At 72.8% G+C, this 22,031-nt stretch carries 19 protein-coding genes; 8 read left to right on the plus strand and 11 right to left on the minus strand.

Going from position 1 to position 22,031, the window contains the following annotated elements:
• Positions 1-12 precede the first annotated feature (12 nt).
• Both P696_RS0140490 and P696_RS0140495 read left to right on the plus strand, forming a co-directional pair.
• Positions 13-840, plus strand: a complete 828-nt coding sequence (locus P696_RS0140490) for an SDR family oxidoreductase (protein ID WP_026416791.1) — start codon at positions 13-15, stop codon at positions 838-840.
• A gap of 13 nt (positions 841-853) precedes the next feature.
• Entirely contained in the window at positions 854-2,011 is a 1,158-nt protein-coding gene (locus tag P696_RS0140495) for an NADH:flavin oxidoreductase (protein ID WP_026416792.1), read from the plus strand.
• 119 nt (positions 2,012-2,130) lie between these two features.
• Here the strand turns inward: P696_RS0140495 and P696_RS0140500 are convergent, their stop codons facing one another.
• From P696_RS0140500 to valS, 3 genes are all read right to left on the minus strand, one after another.
• Complete coding sequence (locus P696_RS0140500; RefSeq protein ID WP_026416793.1) at positions 2,131-3,213, minus strand: acyl-CoA dehydrogenase family protein; 1,083 nt, start codon at positions 3,211-3,213, stop codon at positions 2,131-2,133.
• Positions 3,210-4,391: an acyl-CoA dehydrogenase family protein gene (locus P696_RS51470; protein ID WP_034489581.1), complete on the minus strand. Its 1,182-nt coding sequence runs from the start codon at positions 4,389-4,391 to the stop codon at positions 3,210-3,212. Before P696_RS51470 ends, P696_RS0140500 begins: the two co-directional genes overlap by 4 nt.
• Positions 4,392-4,586: 195 nt before the next feature.
• Positions 4,587-7,130, minus strand: coding sequence for a valine--tRNA ligase (gene valS, locus P696_RS0140510; RefSeq protein ID WP_026416794.1), 2,544 nt, complete (start codon positions 7,128-7,130; stop codon positions 4,587-4,589).
• Positions 7,131-7,266: 136 nt separating this feature from the next.
• Between valS and P696_RS0140515 the strand changes: the two genes are divergently transcribed.
• Positions 7,267-7,554 (plus strand): DUF4235 domain-containing protein, encoded by a 288-nt coding sequence (locus P696_RS0140515; protein WP_026416795.1) that lies wholly within the window; start codon positions 7,267-7,269, stop codon positions 7,552-7,554.
• A 77-nt stretch (positions 7,555-7,631) separates the two neighbouring features.
• Positions 7,632-8,243, plus strand: coding sequence for a maleylpyruvate isomerase family mycothiol-dependent enzyme (locus P696_RS0140520; RefSeq protein ID WP_026416796.1), 612 nt, complete (start codon positions 7,632-7,634; stop codon positions 8,241-8,243).
• Between the two features lie 148 nt (positions 8,244-8,391).
• Here P696_RS0140520 and P696_RS0140525 read toward each other — a convergent pair whose 3' ends face one another.
• Together P696_RS0140525 and P696_RS0140530 are read right to left on the minus strand one after the other, a co-directional pair.
• The gene (locus P696_RS0140525; RefSeq protein WP_245628002.1) at positions 8,392-9,357 is read right to left on the minus strand and encodes a hypothetical protein; all 966 of its coding nucleotides are present in this window, start codon (positions 9,355-9,357) and stop codon (positions 8,392-8,394) included.
• Between the two features lie 256 nt (positions 9,358-9,613).
• A complete protein-coding gene (locus tag P696_RS0140530) occupies positions 9,614-9,910 on the minus strand; it encodes a DUF4193 domain-containing protein (RefSeq protein ID WP_026416798.1) in 297 nt (98 codons plus the stop codon).
• Between the two features lie 525 nt (positions 9,911-10,435).
• On the opposite strand from P696_RS0140530, the gene P696_RS0140535 reads away from it, so the two are divergent.
• The gene (locus P696_RS0140535) at positions 10,436-12,184 is read left to right on the plus strand and encodes a serine/threonine-protein kinase (protein ID WP_026416799.1); all 1,749 of its coding nucleotides are present in this window, start codon (positions 10,436-10,438) and stop codon (positions 12,182-12,184) included.
• A gap of 126 nt (positions 12,185-12,310) precedes the next feature.
• Here P696_RS0140535 and P696_RS51475 read toward each other — a convergent pair whose 3' ends face one another.
• Both P696_RS51475 and P696_RS0140545 read right to left on the minus strand, forming a co-directional pair.
• Positions 12,311-13,780, minus strand: coding sequence for a sensor histidine kinase (locus tag P696_RS51475; RefSeq protein WP_245628003.1), 1,470 nt, complete (start codon positions 13,778-13,780; stop codon positions 12,311-12,313).
• Positions 13,777-14,430: a response regulator transcription factor gene (locus P696_RS0140545; RefSeq protein WP_026416800.1), complete on the minus strand. Its 654-nt coding sequence runs from the start codon at positions 14,428-14,430 to the stop codon at positions 13,777-13,779. Before P696_RS0140545 ends, P696_RS51475 begins: the two co-directional genes overlap by 4 nt.
• Before the next feature lie 187 nt (positions 14,431-14,617).
• Here P696_RS0140545 and P696_RS57175 point away from each other — a divergent pair, with 187 nt between their 5' ends.
• A complete protein-coding gene (locus tag P696_RS57175) occupies positions 14,618-14,794 on the plus strand; it encodes a hypothetical protein (RefSeq protein ID WP_170026733.1) in 177 nt (58 codons plus the stop codon).
• A 107-nt stretch (positions 14,795-14,901) separates the two neighbouring features.
• Here P696_RS57175 and P696_RS0140555 read toward each other — a convergent pair whose 3' ends face one another.
• Genes P696_RS0140555 through P696_RS57725 form a run of 3 tightly spaced genes read right to left on the minus strand, consistent with a single transcriptional unit; the run spans position 14,902 to position 17,859 of the window.
• Positions 14,902-15,708, minus strand: a complete 807-nt coding sequence (locus P696_RS0140555) for an inositol monophosphatase family protein (protein WP_026416801.1) — start codon at positions 15,706-15,708, stop codon at positions 14,902-14,904.
• On the minus strand, positions 15,705-16,706 hold the full coding sequence (locus tag P696_RS0140560) for a ferrochelatase (RefSeq protein ID WP_026416802.1): 1,002 nt from the start codon (positions 16,704-16,706) through the stop codon (positions 15,705-15,707). Before P696_RS0140560 ends, P696_RS0140555 begins: the two co-directional genes overlap by 4 nt.
• 43 nt (positions 16,707-16,749) lie before the next feature.
• Positions 16,750-17,859, minus strand: a complete 1,110-nt coding sequence (locus P696_RS57725) for a lytic transglycosylase domain-containing protein (protein WP_051469014.1) — start codon at positions 17,857-17,859, stop codon at positions 16,750-16,752.
• Positions 17,860-18,132: 273 nt separating this feature from the next.
• Between P696_RS57725 and P696_RS51485 the strand changes: the two genes are divergently transcribed.
• Both P696_RS51485 and P696_RS0140575 read left to right on the plus strand, forming a co-directional pair.
• Positions 18,133-19,350 carry an MFS transporter gene (locus tag P696_RS51485; protein WP_051469016.1) on the plus strand — a complete coding sequence of 406 codons (1,218 nt, stop codon included), beginning with the start codon at positions 18,133-18,135 and terminating at the stop codon, positions 19,348-19,350.
• 9 nt (positions 19,351-19,359) lie between these two features.
• Positions 19,360-20,670 carry a D-arabinono-1,4-lactone oxidase gene (locus tag P696_RS0140575; RefSeq protein ID WP_026416803.1) on the plus strand — a complete coding sequence of 437 codons (1,311 nt, stop codon included), beginning with the start codon at positions 19,360-19,362 and terminating at the stop codon, positions 20,668-20,670.
• Positions 20,671-20,742: 72 nt separating this feature from the next.
• Here the strand turns inward: P696_RS0140575 and P696_RS0140580 are convergent, their stop codons facing one another.
• The gene (locus tag P696_RS0140580) at positions 20,743-21,867 is read right to left on the minus strand and encodes a hypothetical protein (protein ID WP_026416804.1); all 1,125 of its coding nucleotides are present in this window, start codon (positions 21,865-21,867) and stop codon (positions 20,743-20,745) included.
• Between the last annotated feature and the right edge of the window lie 164 nt (positions 21,868-22,031).

Below are 22,031 nucleotides of genomic sequence, written 5' to 3' on the forward strand. Positions count from 1 at the left end.
AAAGGCGGCGCCATGGGCACGTTCGCGGTCACCGGGTCGGCGTCCGGCATGGGCGCGGCCAGCGCCGCCCTGCTGGAACGGGCCGGTCACACCGTCATCGGCGTCGACCTGCGCGACGCGGTCGTGATCGCCGACCTCGGCACCCCGGACGGACGCGCCCACGCGGTCAAGGAGGTCCTGGCCCTCAGCGGCGGGCGGCTCGACGGCGTCGCCGCGATCGCCGGGGTCGGCCCGAACGTCCCGGACGCCGCCGCCGTCATGTCGATCAACTACTTCGGCCCGGTCGCGCTGCTGACCGGGCTGCGCGAGGCGCTCGCCGCGTCCGGCGCGGGACGCGCGGTCGTGATCAGCTCCAACTCGGCCAGCACCGTCCCGCTTGTGGACGACGAGCTGGCCGCCCTGGCCCTCGCGGGCGACGAGGACGGCGCGCGCGACCGGGCCCGCGCGGGTCAGGCCGCCACGCCCGCCGGGATCCTGGAGTTCGCGCCGAGCATCCCCGCGTACGCCACGTCCAAGCTGGCCATCGCGCACTGGGTGCGGCGGACGGCCGTGACCCCCGAATGGGCGCGGCAGGGCGTCCTGCTCAACGCGATCGCGCCCGGCGCGGTGCTGACGCCGCTGATGACGGGCTCCACGGGCGGCGCGGCGGACCGCGACCCCGACGAGTTCCCCACCCCGATGCCGCTCGGGATCTTCGGCGAGGCCGAGGACATCGCGTTCTGGGTGCACCAGTTCCTCCGGCCCGAGGCGCGGTTCACCACCGGCGCCGTCCTGTACGTGGACGGCGGCACCGACGCGGCCATGCGCCCGGACGGCCACCCGTCCGCGATGACGTTCTGAGGAGACGACGACCGTGCCCGAGGTGTTCGAGCCCGCGAGGCTGGGGCCGCTGACCCTGCGCAACCGGATCATCAAGGCCGCCACGTTCGAGGGGATGAGCCGGGGCGCGCTGGTCTCGGACGACCTGGTCGAGTTCCACCGGCGGCACGCCGCGGGCGGCGTCGGGATGACGACGGTCGCGTACTGCGCCGTCCAGCCCGAGGGACGGACCGAGCGGAACCAGATCTGGATGCGTCCCGAGGCCGTCCCCGGGCTGCGGCGGCTCGCCGAGGCCGTCCACGCGGAGGGCGCGGCGGTGTCGGCGCAGATCGGGCACGCGGGACCGGTCGCCAACAGCCGCTCCAACCGCGTGCCGTCGCTCGCGCCGGTCGGCATGTTCAACCCGCAGAGCCTGCAGATGACCAGGCGCGCCACCGAGGAGGACATCCAGCGCGTCACGGACGCGCACGCGACGGCCGCGCGGCTCGCGATCGAGGCGGGCTTCGACGCCGTGGAGATCCACCTCGGCCACAACTACTTCGCCAGCTCGTTCCTCAGCCCGCGGATCAACCGGCGCAGGGACGGCTACGGCGGGTCGCTGGAGAACCGGGCGAAGGTCGCGCGGGCGGTGGCGCGGGCCGTCCGGGACGAGGTGGGCGACCGCGTCGCCGTCCTCGCCAAGCTCAACATGGACGACGGCGTCCGCGGCGGCCTCCGCCCGGACGAGAGCGTCCGGGTCGCGGAATGGCTGGAACAGGACGGTTCGGTCGACGCGCTCGAACTCACCGCGGGCAGCTCCCTGCTCAACCCGATGTACCTGTTCCGCGGGGACGCGCCCATCAAGGAGTTCGCCGCGACGTTCCCGCAGCCGCAGCGGCTCGGCGTCCAGCTGGTGGGGAAGCGGTTCATCCGCGCCTACCCGTACGAGGAGGCGTTCCTGCTGGACACGGCGCGGCGCTTCCGGGAGGCCCTGGACCTGCCGCTCGTCCTGCTCGGCGGCATCACCGAGCGCGCCACGATGGACCTGGCCATGGCCGAGGGCTTCCCGTTCGTCGCGATGGCGCGGGCGCTGCTGCGCGAGCCCGACCTGATCAACCGGATCAAGGCCGAGCCCGCGACGCCGTCGCTCTGCGTCCACTGCAACAAGTGCATGCCGACGATCTTCACCGGCACCCGCTGCGTCCTCGCCTGAGCGGCAGAGCGCAGACACCGCCTGAGCGGCAGAGCGCAGACACCGCCTGAGCGGCAGAGCGCCAGAACGCCTGAGCGGCAGAGCGCCAACACCGCCTGAGCAGCTGAAAGGCCGAGCGCCTAGGTCAGTCCGAGCGCTTCGGCGAGACGCGCCCGGTGCGCGCGCGGCGGGCCGAGCATGACCTCGTCGGCCTTGGCGCGTTTGTAGTACAGGTGCGCGTCGTGTTCCCAGGTGAAGCCGATGCCGCCGTGCAGGAGCAGGTGGTCCTTGGCGACCTGGAAGTAGGCGCGGCCCATGAAGGACGCGGCGAACGCGGCGGCCTCCGGGAGTTCGTCCGGCGCCTCGTCCGCCGCCCACACCGCGTACCGGACGACCGACTCGGCCTGTTCGAGGACGCAGTGCATGTCCGCCAGCTTGTGCTTCACCCCCTGGAACGACCCGACGAAACGCCCGAACTGGACGCGCAGCTTGGCGTACTCGACGATCACGTCCAGGCAGCGCCGCATCCCGCCGAGCTGCTCGGCGGCCAGGAGCACGGACGCGACGTCCACGGTCCGGTCGATCACCGCGCCCGCGTCGGACGCCCCGAGCAGCCGCGCCGGGACCCCGCCCAGCTCGGCCCGCGCCTGCGGACGGGTCAGGTCGAACGTGGTCAGCGGCGTGAGGACGAGACCGGGCGCGTCCGCCGCGACGGCGAAGACGCCCCGGCGGCCCTCCCCGGTCGAGGCGACGACGAGCAGCAGGTCGGCGGACGGCCCGTCCGGCACCCGCTCGACCACGCCCTCCAGCACCCACTCGCCCCGGTCGACGATCCGCCCCACCGGCGGCTCGCCGTCGGGCAGCGCGACGACCGCGACCGTCTCGCCGGACGCGACGCCGGGCAGCAGGTCCTTGGCGTCGAGCGCGACCAGCAGCGACGCCGCGACGGCCGCCGAGAGGTACGGAACGGGAGTCAGCGCCGCGCCCAGCTCCTCCAGGACGACTGCGACCTCGCCGAACCCGGCTCCCGAGCCGCCGTGCGCCTCCGGCACCGCGAGCCCGGCCAGCCCCAGCTCGGACGACAGCCGCGTCCACGCCGTCCGGTCGTACGGCTCGTCCGACTCGGCGATCTCCCGGACGCGCGCCATCGGCGCCCGGTCCGCCAGGAAGGACCGCACGGTCGCGGCCAGCTCCCGCTGCTCCTCGGTCGGGATGAGCCTCACTCGCCGTCCTCCTTCGCCTGCGTGCCGACCTTCAGCGCCTTGAACGGGATGGTCCGGTCCACCTGCGGCTCGCGCGGCAGGCCGAGCACCCGGTCGCCGATGATGTTCCGCATGATCTCGTTGGTGCCGCCGCCGAGCGCCATGCCGGGCCCCCAGGCGAGCGCCCGCGCGATCGGGCCGTCCCCGACCAGGCACTCCGGGCCGAGGATCTCGCTCGCCAGGTCGGCGCTCGCGAGGGTCAGGTCGGCGAGCAGCAGCTTGCTCACCGAGCCGCGCGCGCCCGGCTGGATCCCGGCCTTGACCTCCTGCGACATCCGCGCGTTGAGCAGGTCGAAGGCGCGTTCCCGCAGGTAGAGGTCCAGCAGCAGGTCGCGGACGCCCGGCTCGCCGAGCAGGCCGCGCTCGCGGGCGGCGGTCCGCAGCGCCGCGAACGACGCCGGGCGCTCGGTGCGGGTCGCGCCCATCCCGATCGACACCCGCTCGTGCAGCAGCGTCGTCACGGCCGCCGCCCAGCCGCCGTCCACCTCGCCGACCACGTTCTCCGCCGGGACGCGGACGCCGGTGAAGAAGATCTCGTTGAAGTGCGACTCGCCCGTCATGTCCCGCAGCGCCCGGACGTCCACGCCCGGGTCGTGCATGTCGACCACGAACATCGTGATGCCCTGGTGCTTGGGGACGTCCGGGTCGGTGCGCGCGATCAGCAGCCCGAGGTCGGCCTGCCGGGCGGCCGACGTCCACACCTTCTGGCCGTCCACGACCCAGTGGCCGCCGTCCCGCACCGCGCGGGTCTGCAGGGACGCCACGTCCGAGCCCGCGCCCGGCTCGGAGAACATCTGGCACCAGATCTCCTCGCCGCGCAGCAGCGGCCGGACGTACCGGCGCTTCTGCTCCTCGGTGCCGAGCGACAGCAGCGTCGGCCCGCACATCCCGAGGCCGATCCCGAACACGCCGACCGGCAGCGGGACGTCGGCCGCGGCCTGCTGGAACGCGCGCTCCTCGGCCGCCGACAGGCCCCGGCCGCCGTACTCGGCGGGCCAGGTGATCCCCACGTACCCCGCGTCGTACAGGTCGGCCATGAACGCGCGCGACTCCGCCAGGCCCGGATCGGGCGGCAGATCGGCCGTGCGTTCCGCGAGCCACGCGCGGGCGCGGCTCCGGTACTCGTCGAGATCCGTCACGGGGCGGCTCCTCCCGGGGGACGACGCGACCCGCGCGGCGCACGGCCCGCGCCGGGCCGCCGCCACGCGTGTCAGTACGCGCTTACGCTAGCGCCCCGAACCCCGTTCGGTCACCCCGCGACGACGCCCGCCTCCGGACGGGGACAGCGAAAAGGGCCTCCCGGGAAACCCCCCGGAAGGCCCTCGAAACCGTCGCTACTCGGCGAAGGTCACCGCGACCGTGAGCGGCTCGCCCGACCGGCCGTCCAGGTCCAGCTCCGCGATGCGGCCCGCCGCCTGGAGGTCCTCGGAGACCTCGAGGAGGTCACCGGCGCGCTCGCCCGTGACCGACGCCCGCGACAGCTCGGTGCGCATCGAGACCTTCGCGTCCGACTTGGCCTTGCGGACCTGCCGCAGCGCCTCGGCCTCGACGTCCAGCAGGGACGCGTCGCCGCCGTCCGGCAGCTCGTCCCGCGTCGGCCAGGCGGCGCGGTGGACCGAACCGTCCTGCCACCACGACCAGACCTCCTCGGTCACGAACGGCAGGAACGGCGCGAACAGCCGCAGCAGCACCGACAGCGCCCTGTTCAGCGCCGCCCGCGCGGACGCCGCCTTCGCGCCCGACCCGTACGCGCGCTGCTTGACCAGCTCCAGGTAGTCGTCGCAGAACTGCCAGAAGAACCGCTCGGTGCGCTCCAGCGCCCGCGCGTAGTCGTAGGACTCGAACGCCTCGGTCGCCTCGGCGACCAGCCCGCGCAGCGCCGCCAGCATCGCCAGGTCGCCCGGGTACCAGATCGCCTCGGTGTCGACACCCTCGTCGAGCGGCTGCTCGGCGAAGCCCAGGACGAACTTCGACGCGTTCAGGATCTTGATCGCGAGCCGCCGCCCGACCTTGATCTGCCCGGTGTCGAACGCGGTGTCGGTGCCCGGACGGCCGCTCGCCGCCCAGTACCGGACCGCGTCCGAGCCGAACTCCTCCAGGAGCCCGATCGGCGTGACGACGTTGCCCTTGGACTTGGACATCTTCTTGCGGTCCGGGTCCAGGATCCATCCGGCCAGCGCGGCGGCCCTCCACGGCAGCGACCCGTTCTCCAGGTGCGCGCGGACGACCGTCGCGAACAGCCACGTCCGGATGATGTCGTGCCCCTGGGGCCGCAGGCTGTAGGGGAAGACGCGGGAGAACAGGTCCGGGTCCCGCTCCCAGCCGCCCGCGATCTGCGGGGTCAGCGAGGACGTCGCCCAGGTGTCCATCACGTCCGGGTCCCCGGTGAAGCCGTTCGGCTTGCCGCGCTGGTCCTCGGCGAAACCGGGCGGGGCGTCGGACGCCGGGTCGATCGGCAGCGCGTCCTCGGACGGGACGATCGGCTCGCCGTGGACCGGCTCGCCCGACGCGTCCAGGCGGTACCAGACCGGGATCGGGACGCCGTAGAACCGCTGCCGCGAGATCAGCCAGTCGCCGTTCAGGCCCTCGACCCAGTTCTCGTACCGCGCGCGCATGTACGCCGGGTACCACTCCAGCTCGCGGCCCCGTCCCAGCAGCTCGGCGCGCAGCTCCGGCCCGCGCCCGCCGTTGCGGATGTACCACTGCCGGGTCGTGACGATCTCCAGCGGCTTGGAGCCCTTCTCGAAGAACTTCACCGCCCGGACGATCTTGCGGGGCTCGCCGTCCAGGTCGCCGGACCCGCCGAGCAGCTCCAGCATCCGCTCGCGCGCCGAGTGGACGGTCTTCCCGGCCAGCTCGGCGTAGGTCCCCGCCGGGACCCCGGCGGGCGGATCGGCGACGAAACGGCCGTCCCACCCGACGACCGCGCGGGTCGGCAGGTCGAGCTCGCGCCACCAGGTGACGTCGGTGACGTCGCCGAACGTGCAGATCATCGCGATGCCCGACCCCTTGTCAGGCTCGGCCAGCCGGTGCGCGACCACCGGGACCTCGACACCGAAGACCGGCGTGCGGACGGTCGTCCCGAACAGTTCCTGGTACCGCTCGTCGTCAGGGTGCGCGACGAGCGCGACGCACGCGGGCAGCAGTTCCGGACGCGTCGTCTCGATGTACACCGGCCGGTCGCCGGAGTGGAACCGCAGCCGGTAGAACGCGCCGGGCTGCTCGCGGTCCTCCAGCTCGGCCTGCGCGACGGCCGTGCGGAACGTCACGTCCCACAGGGTCGGGGCCTCCGACAGGTACGCCTCGCCCCGCCGCAGGTTGCGCAGGAACGCCCTCTGCGACGCGGCCCGCGCGGCCTCGCCGATGGTCGTGTAGAGCAGGCTCCAGTCGACCGACAGGCCGACGCGGCGCCAGGTGTCCTCGAACGCCTTCTCGTCGATCTGGGTGAGCCGGTCGCACAGCTCGATGAAGTTCCGGCGCGAGATCGCGACCTGGCGTTTGGCGTCCGGCTTCTCCGGCGGCTCGAACGCCGGGTCGTACGGCAGGGACGCGTCGCCCCGGACGCCGAAGTAGTTCTGGACGCGCCGCTCGGTCGGCAGGCCGTTGTCGTCCCACCCGATCGGGTAGAAGACCTCCTGGCCGCGCATGCGGCGGTACCGGGCGATCGTGTCGGTGTGGGTGTAGGAGAAGACGTGGCCGACGTGCAGCGACCCGCTGACCGTGGGCGGCGGCGTGTCGATCGAGTAGATCTCGTCCGCCGGACGGGACCGGTCGAACCGGTAGGTCCGGTCGTCCTCCCAGCGGCGTACCCACTTCTCCTCCAGGCCGTCCAGGGAGGGCTTGGAGGGGAAGTCCGGCGTACGTGGCTGAAGGCTCATGGACCAATGCTATTGACCGAGGCGAACGGATCGGTCCGGTTTTCCGGCCGCCGCGCCCCCGCACCGCGGCCTGCGGCGCTCTCGGGCGGCGGGCCGTCCGATAGCGTCGGGCGAGAAGAGGAACTGGGAGGTTTCGATGGCGGACAAGGGCGACATCGGCTGGCGGGTGCTGGCCGGGGCCGCGGCCTTCGCGGGCGGCTTCGCCGCCAAGAAGGCCATCACGATGGCGTGGAAGAAGAGCACGGGCAAGGAGCCGCCGGCCAACCCCGAGTCGCCGGACGTCGCGCTCACCGAGGCCGTCGCCTGGGCCGTCGTCATGGGCGTGGGCGTGGAGGTCGCGCGGCTGCTCGCCACCCGCGCGGCGGCCAAGCAGTGGTCCAAGGGCACCGGCGAGCTGCCCGCCCAGCTGCGCGCCGACGCCTGACGCGGGCCCCGGCGGGGGCATTGGACGCCTCGTCCAGTATCGTGGTCGGTCCCCCGGCGACGAAGGGATCGACCACGATGCTGCTGGACCGGATCCGCCTGCCCTTCGAGGACGAACTGCGCGCCGAGCGCTTCCGGCTCATCGAGACCCTGGACGGCCTGTCCGACGACGACTTCGACGCCGGGACGACCCTGTGCACCGAATGGGCCCCGCGCGACGTCCTCGGGCACGTGATCGGGCTCGACTACTTCGTCAGCTCCTACCTGCCCTTCGGGCCGAAGATCAACGATGCCAACCGCGCGCAGGCCGACCGGGCGCGCGCGATGCCCCGGGAGCGGCTGATGCGGTGGGCCCGGCACTGGGCCGACCACCCCAGCACCACCAGCCGCGTCGGCGCGGGGATCCTGCTCGGCGACCTCGGCGTCCACCACCAGGACGTGGTGCGCGGCCTCGGCCTCACCCGGCGCGTCCCGGACGGCACCGCCACCGCGATCTTCCGTGAGGGCCTCCAGCTCAGCGTGTGGCTGAACCGGCGCGTGCTGCGGCACCGCCTCGAACCGACCGACGGCCACCGTCCGGTCGCCCTGCCCGGCGCGAAGAACGGCCCCACGGTCCGCGGCACCCGCGAGGCCCTGGGCATGTGGCTCTGCGGCCGCGACTCCGTCACCCCCGAACTCGAGTTCGACTGACCGGCCCCCGCCCTTCCGAACCACGAGAATCCAACCCCGGAAGGCCCGGACCATCCAGAACGCGAACGAAGGAGAACGGCCCGCCTGGTGAGCCGGGCGGGCCGTTCTTTCTTACTTCTTTGTGCATCCTTGACCGGGGGACGGCTGATCAGTTCGGGAGGCCGAGGCGTTCACCGGGGAGCTCGGGGGCGGGGCCCCCGATCTCGCGCAGGTCGGCGCGGACGGACGCGGCGAGCTTCCTGGTGGCGGTGCGGTTCAGCGCGGCCCCGGCGGCCGCGCCGGTGAGGAACGGGCCCATCGTGGTCAGGCTGCGTCCGAGGGTGCGCAGCAGCCGCTTGCGCAGCGCCGCCTTGGACGCCGCGCCGAGCGCGCCGGTGAGCGAGCCGCCCTCCAGCGGGTTCAGGCCGCGCTGGCGCGCCCACGCCGTCCCGAACATCGCGGCCCGGAGCGTGCCGGACCCCTGCACCCGGACGTCGTAGACCTCGTGCAGCTCGGCGATCATCTTCACCTCGATCGCCGCGACCACCAGCGTCTCGGCGGCCAGCTGCGCGGGGGCCGACAGCAGCAGCGGAGGCGCGGCGAACTCGACGGCCGCCAGCGCGCCGCCCGCCGCGCCCACGGCGGTGGTGGCGTTCGCGGCGACCTTCACCATGTTGTCGGCCAGGGCCTCGCCGGTGAGGCCGTGGTGGTGGGCCGACAGGGTCGCGCGGTCGCGGATCGGCACGTGCGGGACGACGGCGGTGAACACGTCGGCCAGCCAGCGGCCCCGCGCGATGCCCTTGGCACCGGCGGTGCGGGCGCTGGCGGCCAGAAGCCTGGTGAGCCGCGCGAGCAGGCGGCCGCGGGTCTCGCGGTCCATCCCCTCGTCGGCGGCGAGCCGTCCGACCAGTTCGCCGATCTCCCGGTCGGTCCCCGGGCCGACCGGCCCGGGCTCCCCGCCCGGGGTGGAGCCGGGGGCGCCGCCGGGAGCTCCGCCGGACACGGCATCGGACGCGTCGGCGGAGGCGGCACCTGGTGTGCCCTCGGGCATGCCGCCGGGCGTGGCGGGGGACGTCGCGTCGGACGTCCCACCCGGCGTCGCGTCGCGCTCGCGACCGGGCGTGGGGCCCGGCACGCGCGCCGACGCTGAAGAGGACGGGTGTGCTCCCGGCGCGGCGGAGGCCGCGCCCGGCACGGGTGTGACGGCGGGGTCCCCGGAGGGACCGCGCCGCTCGTTGACTTCCGGAACCTCGTTCACCATCGGCTCCCGTGGGTCGGAACTGTCCTGCCGCCCGGCCCGAGGACCGGGCCTGGACCGGGCCTGGACCAAGCCATGGATCGGGCCATGGGACGGACCGTCAAGGCACGGACCGTCGAGGGCGGGCCTTCCGTCAGGCCGCGCACTCGCGGCAGATCGGCTGGCCGTTCTTCTCTGTGGCCAGCTGGCTGCGGTGGTGCACCAGGAAGCACCGGCTGCACGTGAACTCGTCGGCCTGCCGGGGAACGACCCGGAAGGTCAACTCCTCGTTGGACAGGTCGGCGCCGGGCAGCTCGGCGACCTCGCCGGCGTCCAGGTCCTCGTCGATGATGCTCGCGGCCTTGTCGGCGCGGCGAGCCTGGAGTTCCTGGAGGCTGTCCTCGTTCAGGTCGTCGTCGGTCTTGCGTGGGCTGTCGTAATCGGTCGCCATCTTCGTCTCCATCCCCCTCGATGCTTTATGCGCCCCGTCGCGCGGATCTAACGCTCGGGGGGCCGTTCTTGTGCCCGATCCGGGCGGGAAATTCTGTCACGGGCGGTGAGCTGTGCCACACAAGGCGCGACCGTTCCCACGAGTGACACCGATCACCCGTCCCGAACGCGAAGATGTGGCGCACGTCACCCACCCGCCGGGTGCCACGCTGCGAAACAGAGCCGTGACGCCCGGGGCGCAACAACGGCGGCCGGATCATATCCTTCTCCGCGCCCACTCGCGCACCGACCGCCCCCGCGCGAGCCCGGCGCGTCCCCCGAAGGCCCCCGGGACCGTTCGGGTACCCGGTCGCGCGACCGTTCACACACCGGGCCCCGAACACCCCCACCCATCCCGCATATCGCCAGGAAAGCCGTGATCGGGCATTGAACCCATCGTGTCGATGAAACGTCTGAACTAACGCGATATCGTGCAGCGCCACACCACACAAGCGCCACACCACACGGCGGGTCACGGGAGGGTCTGATGCCGGAAGCCGCTCCGCTGGAGCCGGGCGATCCGCGGGCACTGGGACAGTACGAGGTCGTCGGGCGGCTCGGGGCAGGCGGGCAGGGCGCGGTCTTCCTGGGCCGCACCCCGGGGGGAGAGTACGTCGCCGTCAAGCTGCTGCACACGCAGATGGCGAGCGACAAGGCGGCGCGGGCGCGGTTCGCCCGCGAGGTCACCGCGGCCAGCAAGGTCGACCCGCAGTGCACCGCCCGCGTCATCGACTTCGACGTCGAGGGCGAGCAGCCCTATGTGATCAGCGAGTACATCGACGGCATGTCGCTGCACGACGTGGTCGCGCACCGCGGGCCGATGAACGCCGAGGACCTGCTGCTCCTCGCGATCGGCACCGCGACCGCGCTCGCCGCGATCCACGAGGCCGGGATCGTCCACCGCGACTTCAAGCCGAACAACGTCATGCTGGCGAGCGACGGCCCGCGCGTGGTCGACTTCGGCATCGCCCGCACCGTGAACTCCCAGGAGAGCGCGGTCACCGCGACCGGCATGGTCGTGGGCACCCCCGGTTACCTGGCGCCCGAGCAGCTCACCGGCGCGCCGCTCACGCCCGCGGTGGACATCTTCGCCTGGGGCGCGACCATGGTGTTCACCGCGACGGGGCAGTCCCCGTTCGAGGCCGAGACCCTGCCGGTGATCATCAACCGGATCCTGAACGAGGAGCCGGACCTGTCCGGCGTGCCCGCCGGGCCCGTCCGCGACATGGTGCAGCGCGCCCTGTCCAAGGACGCCGGGCTGCGCCCGCCCGCGCCGCAGCTGCTGCTCCAGCTGCTCCAGTCGGTCAACGCGACCCCGGCGGCGGGCGCGGCGGCCGGGGGCGCGCTGCTCGACCAGGGCACCCGGATCGCCGCGCGGCTGGACGCCCCGTCCGCGCCGCCGGTCCCGCCCGCGTCGCCGTACGGCGGCGGGCACCAGATCACCCCGCCGCCCATGCCGATGCAGCAGGGCGGTTACCAGGGCCAGGGCGGTTACCAAGGCCAGGGCGGTTACCAAGGCCAGGGCGGCTACCAGGGGCAGGGCGGCGCGGGGCCGGTCACCCCGCCGCCGCAGCCGATCACGCCCCCGCCGATGCCGATGTACCAGAACGCGCCGCCGCAGCAGGGGCAGCGTCCGGCCTACGGGCCGCCCGGTCCCCCCGGCCCGCCGGTGTACGCCCCGCCGCCGAAGTCCGGCGGGTCCAACGCGCCGCTCGCGATCGGCATCGGCTGCGGCGCGCTCGTCCTGGTCGCGATCATCGTCATCGTGATCGCCGCGCTCGCGTCCAGCGGCGACCCGACGCCGCGTCCGACGTTCAGCGCCCCGACGTACTCGCCGTACACCCCGCCGTCCTCGTCCGGCGGGTCGACCAACACCGGCATCGTCGGCGTGTGGTCGGGCCCGGCGCAGCAGCCGGGGACGTCGGCCTCCAACCGGAGGAACTTCACCGCGAAGTTCGCGATCATCTACTCGTCCGGGACGGCCACCTACACCTACCCGGACGGCAAGGACACCTGCTACACGCGGCTGTCGGCGATCTCCGGCTCGGCCTCCAGCGGCAAGGCGGTCTTCCGGGAGACCCCGATGACCGGCAGCGACACGAGCAAGTGCGCGGCCGGGTACGTGACGTTCTACCCGAGCAGCTCCGACATCCTGTCGCTCAAGACGATGCGCTGGGACTGGCGGCAGTCCCTCTCCGACAGCAGCCCGGCGGCGTTCGGCACCGTCAGCAAGTGACCTGCGCCGTCAGCGGGTGATCGGCCGTTGACCGGCTGATCGACACCGTCCGCGAACGAGGGGCGGTGGTCCGGCAGCACGCCGGACCACCGCCCCTCGCCGTTTCCCGCTTCCGCCTCGCGCGACTCAGGCGAGCGGCAGCCGGACGGTGATCACCAGGCCGCCGCCCTGCCGGGGCGCGGCGTACACGCGTCCACGGTGGGCCAGCACCACCGAGCGGACGATCGACAGCCCCAGGCCCGCGCCCTTGGCGGACTCCAGACGGTCGGCGTTCAGCCGCCGGAACGGCTCGAACAGCCGCTCGATCTCGTACGCGGGCACGAGCGGGCCGGTGTTCTCGACCTGGACGGTCGCGTACCCCGACAGCACCCCGGCGCGGACCCAGACCTCGCCGCCGTCGGAGTTGTGCTTGATCGCGTTGTCCACCAGGTTGCTCACCAGGTGCTCCAGCAGCACCGGGTCGCCGAGCGTGCTGCCCGGGGTCAGCTCGCGGTGCACGGTGACCTCGTTGGGCTGCTCGCGGCGCGACACGTTCGTCAGCACGGTCGCCGCGACCTCCGACAGGTCGGTCGGGGTGCGCGTGGTCAGCTCGCGCTCGCTGCGGGCTAGCAGCAGCAGGCCCTCGATCAGCCGCTCGTGCCGGGCGTTGTTGGCCAGCAGCGTCTTCCCGACCGTCTTCAGGTCGTCGGACGCCTCCGGATCGGTGAGCGCGACCTCCAGCAGCGTCCGGTTGATCGCCAGGGGCGTGCGCAGCTCGTGCGAGGCGTTGCCGACGAACCGCCGTTGCGCGTCGAACGCCTCGCTGAGCCGTTCCAGCATGGCGTCGAAGGTGTCGGCGAGCTCCTTGATCTCGTCCTCCGGGCCGTCCAGCGCGATCCGCTCGTGCAGGGTGGACTCGGAGAGGCGGCGGGCGGTCGCGGTGACCCGCTGCAGCGGGGACAGCGCCCGGTCGGCGACGAAGTAGCCCATGACGACGGCGATGATCCCGACGCCGAGCAGCGCCAGCAGCGAGCGCGTCAGCATCCGCCGCATGGCCAGGTCGCGGATCGCCTCGGACGAGATGTAGCTGCCGTCCGGGTAGCGGATGCCGGTGCCGGCCGGGAACACCGAGTCGAGCACCGACCGCAGCAGCAGGTAGGTGACGAACAGCAGCAGCACCCCGGCCAGGAAGAACAGCGCGCCGTACAGGACGGTCAGCCGCAACCGGACGCTGATCCGGTTCGGCAGCGACCGCAGGTCGGACAGCAGGGACGGCCCGTCGCTGTTCTTCTGCTCCCCGTTCCGCTCCCCCGGCAGGGCGAACGAGCCGGTGGTGACCACGCCGACCTGCCCTGCGGGCCCGGTGTCGGACGCCCCGGACGGCCCGCCGTTCTGCCCCGGGGGACGTCCGGCGGACGCGCCGGGCGGCGTCACCGAGGGCCGCACGGGCGGCGACTCGCCGTTCCGCTCCGGGCCGACGGGCGAGCCGTCCATCGCCTTGTCCCGACCCTTGTCAGAAGCCTTGCCCGTGATCTTCTTCTTCCCTTCGCCGGAACCGGAACCGGAACCGGAGTCGGAGCCGGGCAGGTCGTTCGAGGTGGGTTCGGGCGCGCTCACAGCCGGTACCCCACACCCGGGACGGTCTCGATGACGGGCGGGTCGCCGAGCTTCTTGCGCAGGGTCATCATCGTGACCCGGACCACGTTGGTGAACGGGTCGATGTGCTCGTCCCACGCCTTCTCGAGCAGCTGCTCGGAGCTGACCACCGCGCCCTCGGCGCCCATCAGCACCTCCAGGACGGCGAACTCCTTGCGGGTCAGCTCGATCGGACGGCCGTCGCGGGTGACCTCGCGCCGGGACGGGTCGAGCGTGATCCCCGAGCGCTCCAGGACGGGCGGCAGCGGCGCCGACGCCCGCCGGCCGAGCGCCCGGACCCGGGCGACCAGCTCGGTGAACGCGAACGGCTTCGGCAGGTAGTCGTCGGCCCCGATGGACAGGCCCTCGACGCGCTGGTCGAGCTCGCCCGACGCGGTCAGCATCAGGATGCGGGCCGGATACCGGTCGGCGACCAGCTGCCGGCACACGTCGTCGCCGTGCACCTTCGGCAGGTCGCGGTCGAGGACGACGACGTCGTACTCGTTGACGCCGGTGCGTTCCAGCGCGCCCGCCCCGTCATAGGCCACGTCCACGGCCAGCGCCTCTCTGCGCAGGCCCGTGGCGATGGCGTCGGCGAGCAGACGCTCGTCCTCGACGACCAGAACCCTCACGAACTCCCCCTCGGCTTGTGCGCCCTCGCCTAACCCCTCCGGTATGCCACAGGGCCCGTAAGAGCCTCGTAAGGGGTCGCGGGGACCGGCGCCGTCACGTCCTCGCCACACGGCGAACTCGCGCCTGGAAACAGGTTTGAGTCCAGCGTAGGCGTGGGTAGGCACGGTCAGATCCGGGAGGAGGCCCATGGGCGAGCTGTCACGCCAGATCCAGCAGCGTCTCGACAACGCTTACGAGTCGCTGCGCCACGCCCACGCAGAAGGTGACGTCTACCTGGTGGACATCCGCCAGGAGGAGATCAAGGAACTGCGCCGGATCGCAGCGAACAACGACATCGGCATAGACGCGCCCCGGTGCGACTAGTCGCACCGGCGCGCTCGACCCCGCTGCGAGAAAGCACGAAGGCCCCGGACGACCCATAGCGTCCGGGGCCTGCCTCGTTCTCGGGCCCGGGTCAGTCCCTGGCCGGGTCAGTCCCTGGCCGGGTTCAGGGGCTCCAGAACGGCGTGCAGGGCGTCGAACAGGTCCGGGGCCGCGGCGATGCACAGCTCCGGGCTGACGGGCGCCCCAGCGAGCCCCTGGACGCGTCCGCCCGCCTCCTCGACGATCAGCGCCCCCGCCGCGACGTCCCAGGCCTGGACGCCACGCTCGTAGTAGGCGTCGACGCGTCCGGCGGCCAGGGAGCAGAGGTCCACACAGCAGGAGCCGCCGCGCCGGATGTCGCGCACGCGCGGGAGGACGCCCGCCAGCACCTCGCCCTGGTGGGCGCGGCGCTCGGGGAAGTAGCCGAAGCCGGTGGCGACCAGGGCCCGGTCCAGCGGGACGCCGGTGTTGACCTTCAGCTCGCGGACGCCGGACGCGGTGCGCAGCAGCGCTCCCCCGCCCCGGACGGCGGTGTAGGTCTCGCCCCGGCGCGGGATCTCCACGACCCCGGCGACGGCCACGCCGTCCACCTCGGCGGCGATGCTGACCGCCCAGTCGGGCAGGTCGTACAGGTAGTTCACGGTGCCGTCGATCGGGTCGACGACCCAGCGGACGCCGCTGTCGCCGCCGGTCGATCCGCCCTCCTCGCCGAGGAACGCGTCGCGCGGCCGGGCGGCGAGGATCCGCTCGGTGATCAGCCGCTCGGACGCCCGGTCCATCTCGGTGACCACGTCGGTCGGGCTGGACTTGGTGGCGGCGACGCCGAGGTCGGCGGGCCGCTTGTCCACCAACATCCGGGCGGCCTCGCGGGCGATGTCCAGCGCCAGTTCCAGCAGGGCGGACGGGTCGGTCATCGGCATTCTCCACAGGTGTCGGGACGGGGGCCGAGCGAGCCGAGCGCGGGACGGTCCGTCCCGGCGCGTTCCAGCATGAGCTCGCGGACCATGGCGACGAAGCGGGGGTGGGTGCCGGGGGTGGCGGCGCGCCGGAAGGCCAGGCCGAGCTTCTCGGCGAGTTCGGTGGCCTCCACGTCGAGGTCGTACTTGACCTCCATGTGGTCGGAGACGAACCCGATCGGGACGTTCACGACGGCCCGGACCCCGGCGGCGTCCAGGTCCTTCAGGTGATCGCCGATGTCGGGTTCGAGCCAAGGTTGGGTCGGACGGCCGCTGCGGCTCTGGTAGACGAGCTTCCAGGGCCGTCCGGGGGCGGCGTGCTCGGCGACGTAGGCGGAGACGTCCTCCAGCTGGGCCTGGTACAGCTCGCGGCCCGGCTGGGACAGCGGGACGCTGTGCGCGCTGAACACCAGGTGCGCGCCGTCCCTGAGGTCCGCGGGGAGATCGTCCAGGGCGGCGCGGGTGGCCTCGACGAACGGCTCCACGAAACCCGGGTGGTTGTAGTAGACGCGCAGTTTGTCGATCTCGGGCGCACCGGGGACCTCGGCTCGTGCGCGCTCGATGTCCTGCACGTACTGGCCGCAGCAGGAGTACCCGTCGTAGGCGGACGTGACGAAGGCGGCGGCCCGCCGGATACCGTCCGCCTTCATCTGCCGGACGGTGTCGGTGAGGTACGGGTCCCAGTTGCGGTTGCCCCAGTAGACCGGGACGTCCGCGAGGCCGTGCGCGGCGAAGTCCGCCTCGATCGCGGCCTTCAGGGCCCGGCACTGGGCGTTGATAGGGCTGACGCCGCCGAACAGGTGGTAGTGCTCGCCTACCTTGGCGAGACGCTCGCGCGGGATGCCCCGCCCTCGCGTGACGTTCTCCAAGAAGGGGATCACGTCGTCCGGGCCCTCTGGCCCACCGAACGAGATCAGCAGCAGCGCGTCATAGCCCGCCGTCGTCGCCTGGCTCATGCCTCCAATCCAACCAGGCGACGGCAAATGCGCTGACCCCCGGCTATCTGTACTGGGCCGCGTACGCGCGCGCGAGGCCGAGCACCTTCTGGACGTACCAGTCGGCGTGGTTGTAGGCGAAGATCGCTTTGTAGAGCGACTGGCCGCCCTTGCCCCCGCCGCTCGCGCACAGGTACTTGGCGGCAGCCGGGATCGCGTCGTAGGGGTTCATGATGTCGGCCTTGCCGTCGCCGTCCCCGTCCACGCCGTAGATCGCCCACGTGGCGGGCATGAACTGCATCGGCCCGAGCGCGCCCGCGCTGGAGCGACCGGGGTTGCGGCCGTGGTCGCTCTCAACCTGTCCGATCGCGGCGAGGACCGTCCAGGACAGGCCGGGGCAGGTGGTGGCGGCCTGCCGGTAGAGGTCGAGGTAGCCGCCCGGCTTCCCACCCTGGCCGGACGGCTGGTACTTGGTCTCGTGCAGGTTCACGGCGCTGGCGCCCGCCCCGAGGATCCTCTTCACCTGGCGCGCGACCTTGCCGGGGTTCGCGCCGGGCGCGTTGACCAGGACGGCGATGTCGTCCACCAGGCCCATGGCCGTGCCGGACTTCGCGCTGACCAGCATGTCGATGCCGGGCAGGCCGAGGGTTCCGGACCCGCCGAGCACCAGGTTCGGGACCGTCCGGCCGACGACCGGGTACTGGAAGCCGCGGCTGAGCTGGAGCTGGTCGGCGGCGTTCGCCGACACCACGAACTGGTCGGCGGCCAGGGCGTTCCAGAGCTCGCTCCGCTTGGCGGTGCCGGGCGGCGTCCAGGACCGGAAGACCGAGGGGTCGACGGCGAACGCGTTGACCTGCCGCCCCTGCAGCTGGACCGCGCCCCCGGCGACCGCGATCACGTCCTTGACGTGCCCGACCCTGGCGATCTTGGCGACCTGCGCCCGGGTGATCGTCGTGCCCCCGACGGCGAGCACGTCCGGCGGGACGACCCGGCGCAGCGGCGCGACCTGCCCGCGCGCGGTGTCGAGGCTGGTCACCGGGCCGTTGCGCAGCGGGTCCGGGCCGGGGGTCGAGGCGGCGGCGTCCTTGCGGGCGGGCTCGGGGGACTTCACGGTCAGGACGCCGTACACGCCACCCGCGATGCTCCCGGCGACCAGCACGCCGACCCCGGCCACGGCGAGGCGCGGCCGTCGTCGTCCCTTCGCCTCGACGCTCGGCCGGGCGGGCGCGGAGGCCGATTCGGAAGCCGGTTCGGAGGCGGAAGCCGGTGCGGAAGCCGGTTCAGGGGCCGCCCCGGACGCCGGTTCGGCGGCCGACTCCGGCTCAGGTGTAGGAGGAACCACAACCATTCCCAACGAACGTCACCAAAGGGCGGTTACCCGGGGAAAATCACTTGATGAGCCCGGGTAACGTGATCAAGTTATCCAGATACGGACGGAAGGAGCACGTTGGCCAGTCCGTACCGGGCGCTGCTGGCCGTTCCCGGGGCCAGGGCGTTCGTCACCGCGGGGTTCGTGGGACGCATGTCGATGTCCATGGTCGGGATCGGAATCGTCCTCCTTGTTTCCGCGGTGACCGGATCGTACGGTATCGCCGGGACGGTCTCCGCGACCATGGCGGTCGCCTACGCGGTCGCGGCGCCGCTCAGCGCGCGATTCGCCGACCGCTACGGACAGCGCCGAGTGCTCGTCCCGCTGGTCTCGGCCAACGCGGCCGCCTTCTCGCTGCTGATCTCCTTCTCCCTGTTCGAGGCCCCGCTCTGGACGTTGTACCCAGCGAGTGCCCTGGCCGGGATGACGCAGGTCTCGCTGGGCGCGTGGGTGCGTTCGCGCTGGTCGCACGTGCTGACCGGGACGGCGATCCCGATGGGCACGGCGTACTCGTTCGAGTCGGTGATGGACGAGCTGATCTTCGTCGCCGGGCCGATCCTCGTCACCTCGCTGGCGACCGGGGTGCATCCGGCGGCGGGGCTCGCGGTCGCCGCGTCCTGCACGCTCGTCGGCGGCCTGTCCTTCGCGCGCCTGCGCGGGACGGAGCCGCCGCCGCGTCCGCGCACCCCCGGGCTCTCCCCGCGCGGCGGGGTGTTCGCCAACCCGGCCGTCCGGATCATGACGTCGATCTTCCTGTTCATCGGGATCGTGTTCGGCGCGATGGACGTCGCCGGGGTCGCGTTCGCCGCCGAGCAGGGGAACAAGCCGCTGGCCGGGGTGCTGCTCGCCTGCTACGCGGGCGGCAGCGCGACCGCCGCGTTCTGGTACGGCGCGCGCACCTGGGGATCCTCACTGGACCACCGCTTCCTGATCGGCCTGGCGCTCCAGGCGGTGCTGCTCGTGCCGCTGCCGCTGATCAGGAACTTCTGGCTGATGCTGCCGGTGGCGTTCGTGGCAGGGCTGGCGATCTCGCCGACGATCATCCCGGCGTTCGGGCTGGTCGAACGGCTGGTCCCGCCCGGGCAGCTCACCGAGGGCCTGGCCCTGGTGTCGACGTCGCTGAGCATCGGCGCGGCGGCGGGCGCGTCCCTCGCCGGACGGGTCGCCGACGGCTACGGCGCGATGGCGTCCTTCGGCGTCCCGCTGACCTCGGCGATCCTGGCCGCGCTGGTCGCCGTGGCCGGAATCCGGGCGATCAGTAAACGTGAACTTTCCTCACAAACGATCGCCGAGTAGAGTTCGGCCATGTCCCCCGTGAGCACCCGGACGTGGCGAAACTGGGCCGGGAACCAGACGGCCTCCCCCCGCCGCGTCACCACCCCGACCAGCACCGACGAGGTCTCCGCGGCCGTGCGCGCCGCGGCGGCCGACGGGCACACCGTCCGGATGACCGGCACCGGCCACTCCTTCACCGGCGCGGCCGTCGCCGAGGACCTCCTGCTCCGCCCGACCGGGATGACCGCCGTCCGCTCGGTCGACACCGGGAGCGGCCTGGTCACCGTCGAGGCGGGCCTGCCCCTGCACGCGCTCAACCGGATGCTGGCCGAGCACGGCCGCGCCCTGGCCAACATGGGCGACATCCAGGAGCAGACCGTCGCGGGCGCCCTCCAGACCGCCACCCACGGCACCGGACGCGACGCCGCCGGGCTCGCGTCCCAGGTGCACGCGCTGGAGCTCGTCCTCGCCGACGGCTCGGTCGTCACCTGCTCGCGCGACGAGCGTCCCGACCTGTTCGACGCCGCGCGCGCGAGCGTGGGCGCGCTCGGCATCATCACCGCGATCACCTGGAAGACCGTCCCGGCCTTCCTCCTGCGCGCGCAGGAACAGCCGATGAAGTGGGACGAGGTGCTCTCCCGCGTCGACGAGTTCGACGCCGCGAACGAGCACTTCGAGTTCTACTGGTTCCCGCACACCGAGGGCTGCCTCACCAAGCGGAACAACCGCGTCGACGGCCCGCGGCAACCGCTGTCGAGGTTCAAGGGCTGGCTGGACGACGAGTTCATGTCGAACTCGCTGTTCGACATGATCAACAAGGTCACGCACGCGGCCCCGATGATCACCCCGTCGGTCAACCAGATCTCGGCGCGGGCGCTGGGCGCGCGGACCTTCACCGACACGTCCTACAAGGTGTTCACCAGCCCCCGGACCGTCCGGTTCAAGGAGCAGGAGTACGCGATCCCGCGCGAGCACCTGGTGGACGCGCTGCGCGAGGTGCGGGGGCTGTTCGACCGGCGGGGCTGGAAGATCAGCTTCCCGATCGAGGTCCGGCTGCTGCCGGAGGAGGACGCCTGGCTGTCGATGGCCCACGGCCGCCGCAGCGCGTTCATCGCCGTGCACGTCTACCACCGCGACGACCACGCCGACTACTTCCGCGGCGTCGAGGAGGTCCTGACCGGGCTCGGCGGACGCCCGCACTGGGGCAAGATGCACACCCGCGACGCCGCCTACCTGGAGACGGTCTACCCGCGCTTCAAGGACTTCCAGGCGCTCCGGAACGAACTCGACCCGGACCGCCGTTTCGCCAACCCCTACACCCGCCAGGTCTTCGGCGACTAACCCTCCCCCGCACGCACGAAGGGCCGCACTCCCCTGGGGAGCGCGGCCCTTTTTGCGTTTGTCGGTTACGGATCAGTTGGCGCCGGGAACGGGCGCCTGGACGCCCGGCTTGCCGGTCGCGCCGCCGCCGGTGCCCTGGCCGCCGCTCGGCTGGGACGACGGCTCCTGCGTGGGCGTGCCGGACGGCTCCTGCGTGGGCGTCTCCGGCACGGTCGGCGTCTGGGAAGGCTGCTCGGACGGGCCGCCGCTGGGCGTGTTCGTCGGCTCGTTCGTGACCCCGGTACCGCCGTCCGGGTTGGACGTCCCGGGAGTGGTCGGCTCGTCCGTCGGCTTCTGGGACGGCTCGTGCGCGGGGGTCTCGGCCGTTCCCTCGTTCTGGCCGCGGATGACGTTGCCGATCGTCCCGCCCGTGCCGTTGACCCCGCCGAACGTCCGGTCGGTGACCGACTCGTACAGCGTGATGCCGCCGATCACCACGACGAACACCACGACCGCCGAGGCCGTCAGCAGCCGCCAACGCTGCTTGGCCCAGTGGAGCGCGTCGTCCATCGCGGCCTGCCAGGACGCCTTGGGCACCGGCCCGTCGCCATGCGCGGGGGTCTCGGCCACCAGCTCGTCCGAGACGGTCTCGGCGGGACTCTGGCCGAAGCGCGCGGCGTCGAGCACGGACCCGTCGAACCGGGTCGCGTTGGGATCGCCCAGCGTGGGCAGATCGATCCGGGTCGCGTTCGGATCACGGCCCGGCACGTCGTCCACGCGGGTGTTATCCGGATCACTCCCGGCACGACGGCCAGGTGCCGAGGCCCAGCCCGCCGGACTTCCCGCCCGGGCCCGGGCGGCGGCTCCGCCGACGCGCGTGTCCGCGACCCTGGTGATCCCCGGGCGGTTCGCCGTCAGCGGGGAGCCCGCCGCGCGTGTCGCGTCCGCGCCGGTCACGGTGCGCGCGGCCTCGCCCGGGTCCCGCCCGTCCTCGTCGGCCAGCCCGGGATGGGTGCGCTCCCTGATCTGCTCCTTGCCCTGGTCGAGGTAGTGCTTGCCGACCACGGAGGCCGCCGTCGACACCACGCTCATGAAGGCCGCGCCGAGGATCGTCCCGTACACCCCCAGGTAGGACGCCCCGTAGGCGGCGACCATCGTCGCCGCCCCGCTCGCGATCAACTGCGTGGCACTCAGGTCCGGCAGCTTCCGCTGCGCCATCGAATCTTCCCTCTCCACCCGAAACCGTCTCAAAGTCCCCACAACAGGAACTCACCGTAACTCCGGCGTTGTTCCGGCGCGGGACGTGACGATCGCAACGCCCGGTGTGAGGAGCCGCGCGCCCCGGTCAGGCACGGTGTGGAAAAGGATCCGCAAGAATCGGG

The organism is Actinomadura oligospora ATCC 43269, assembly GCF_000518265.1.
Taxonomy (GTDB): domain Bacteria; phylum Actinomycetota; class Actinomycetes; order Streptosporangiales; family Streptosporangiaceae; genus Spirillospora; species Spirillospora oligospora.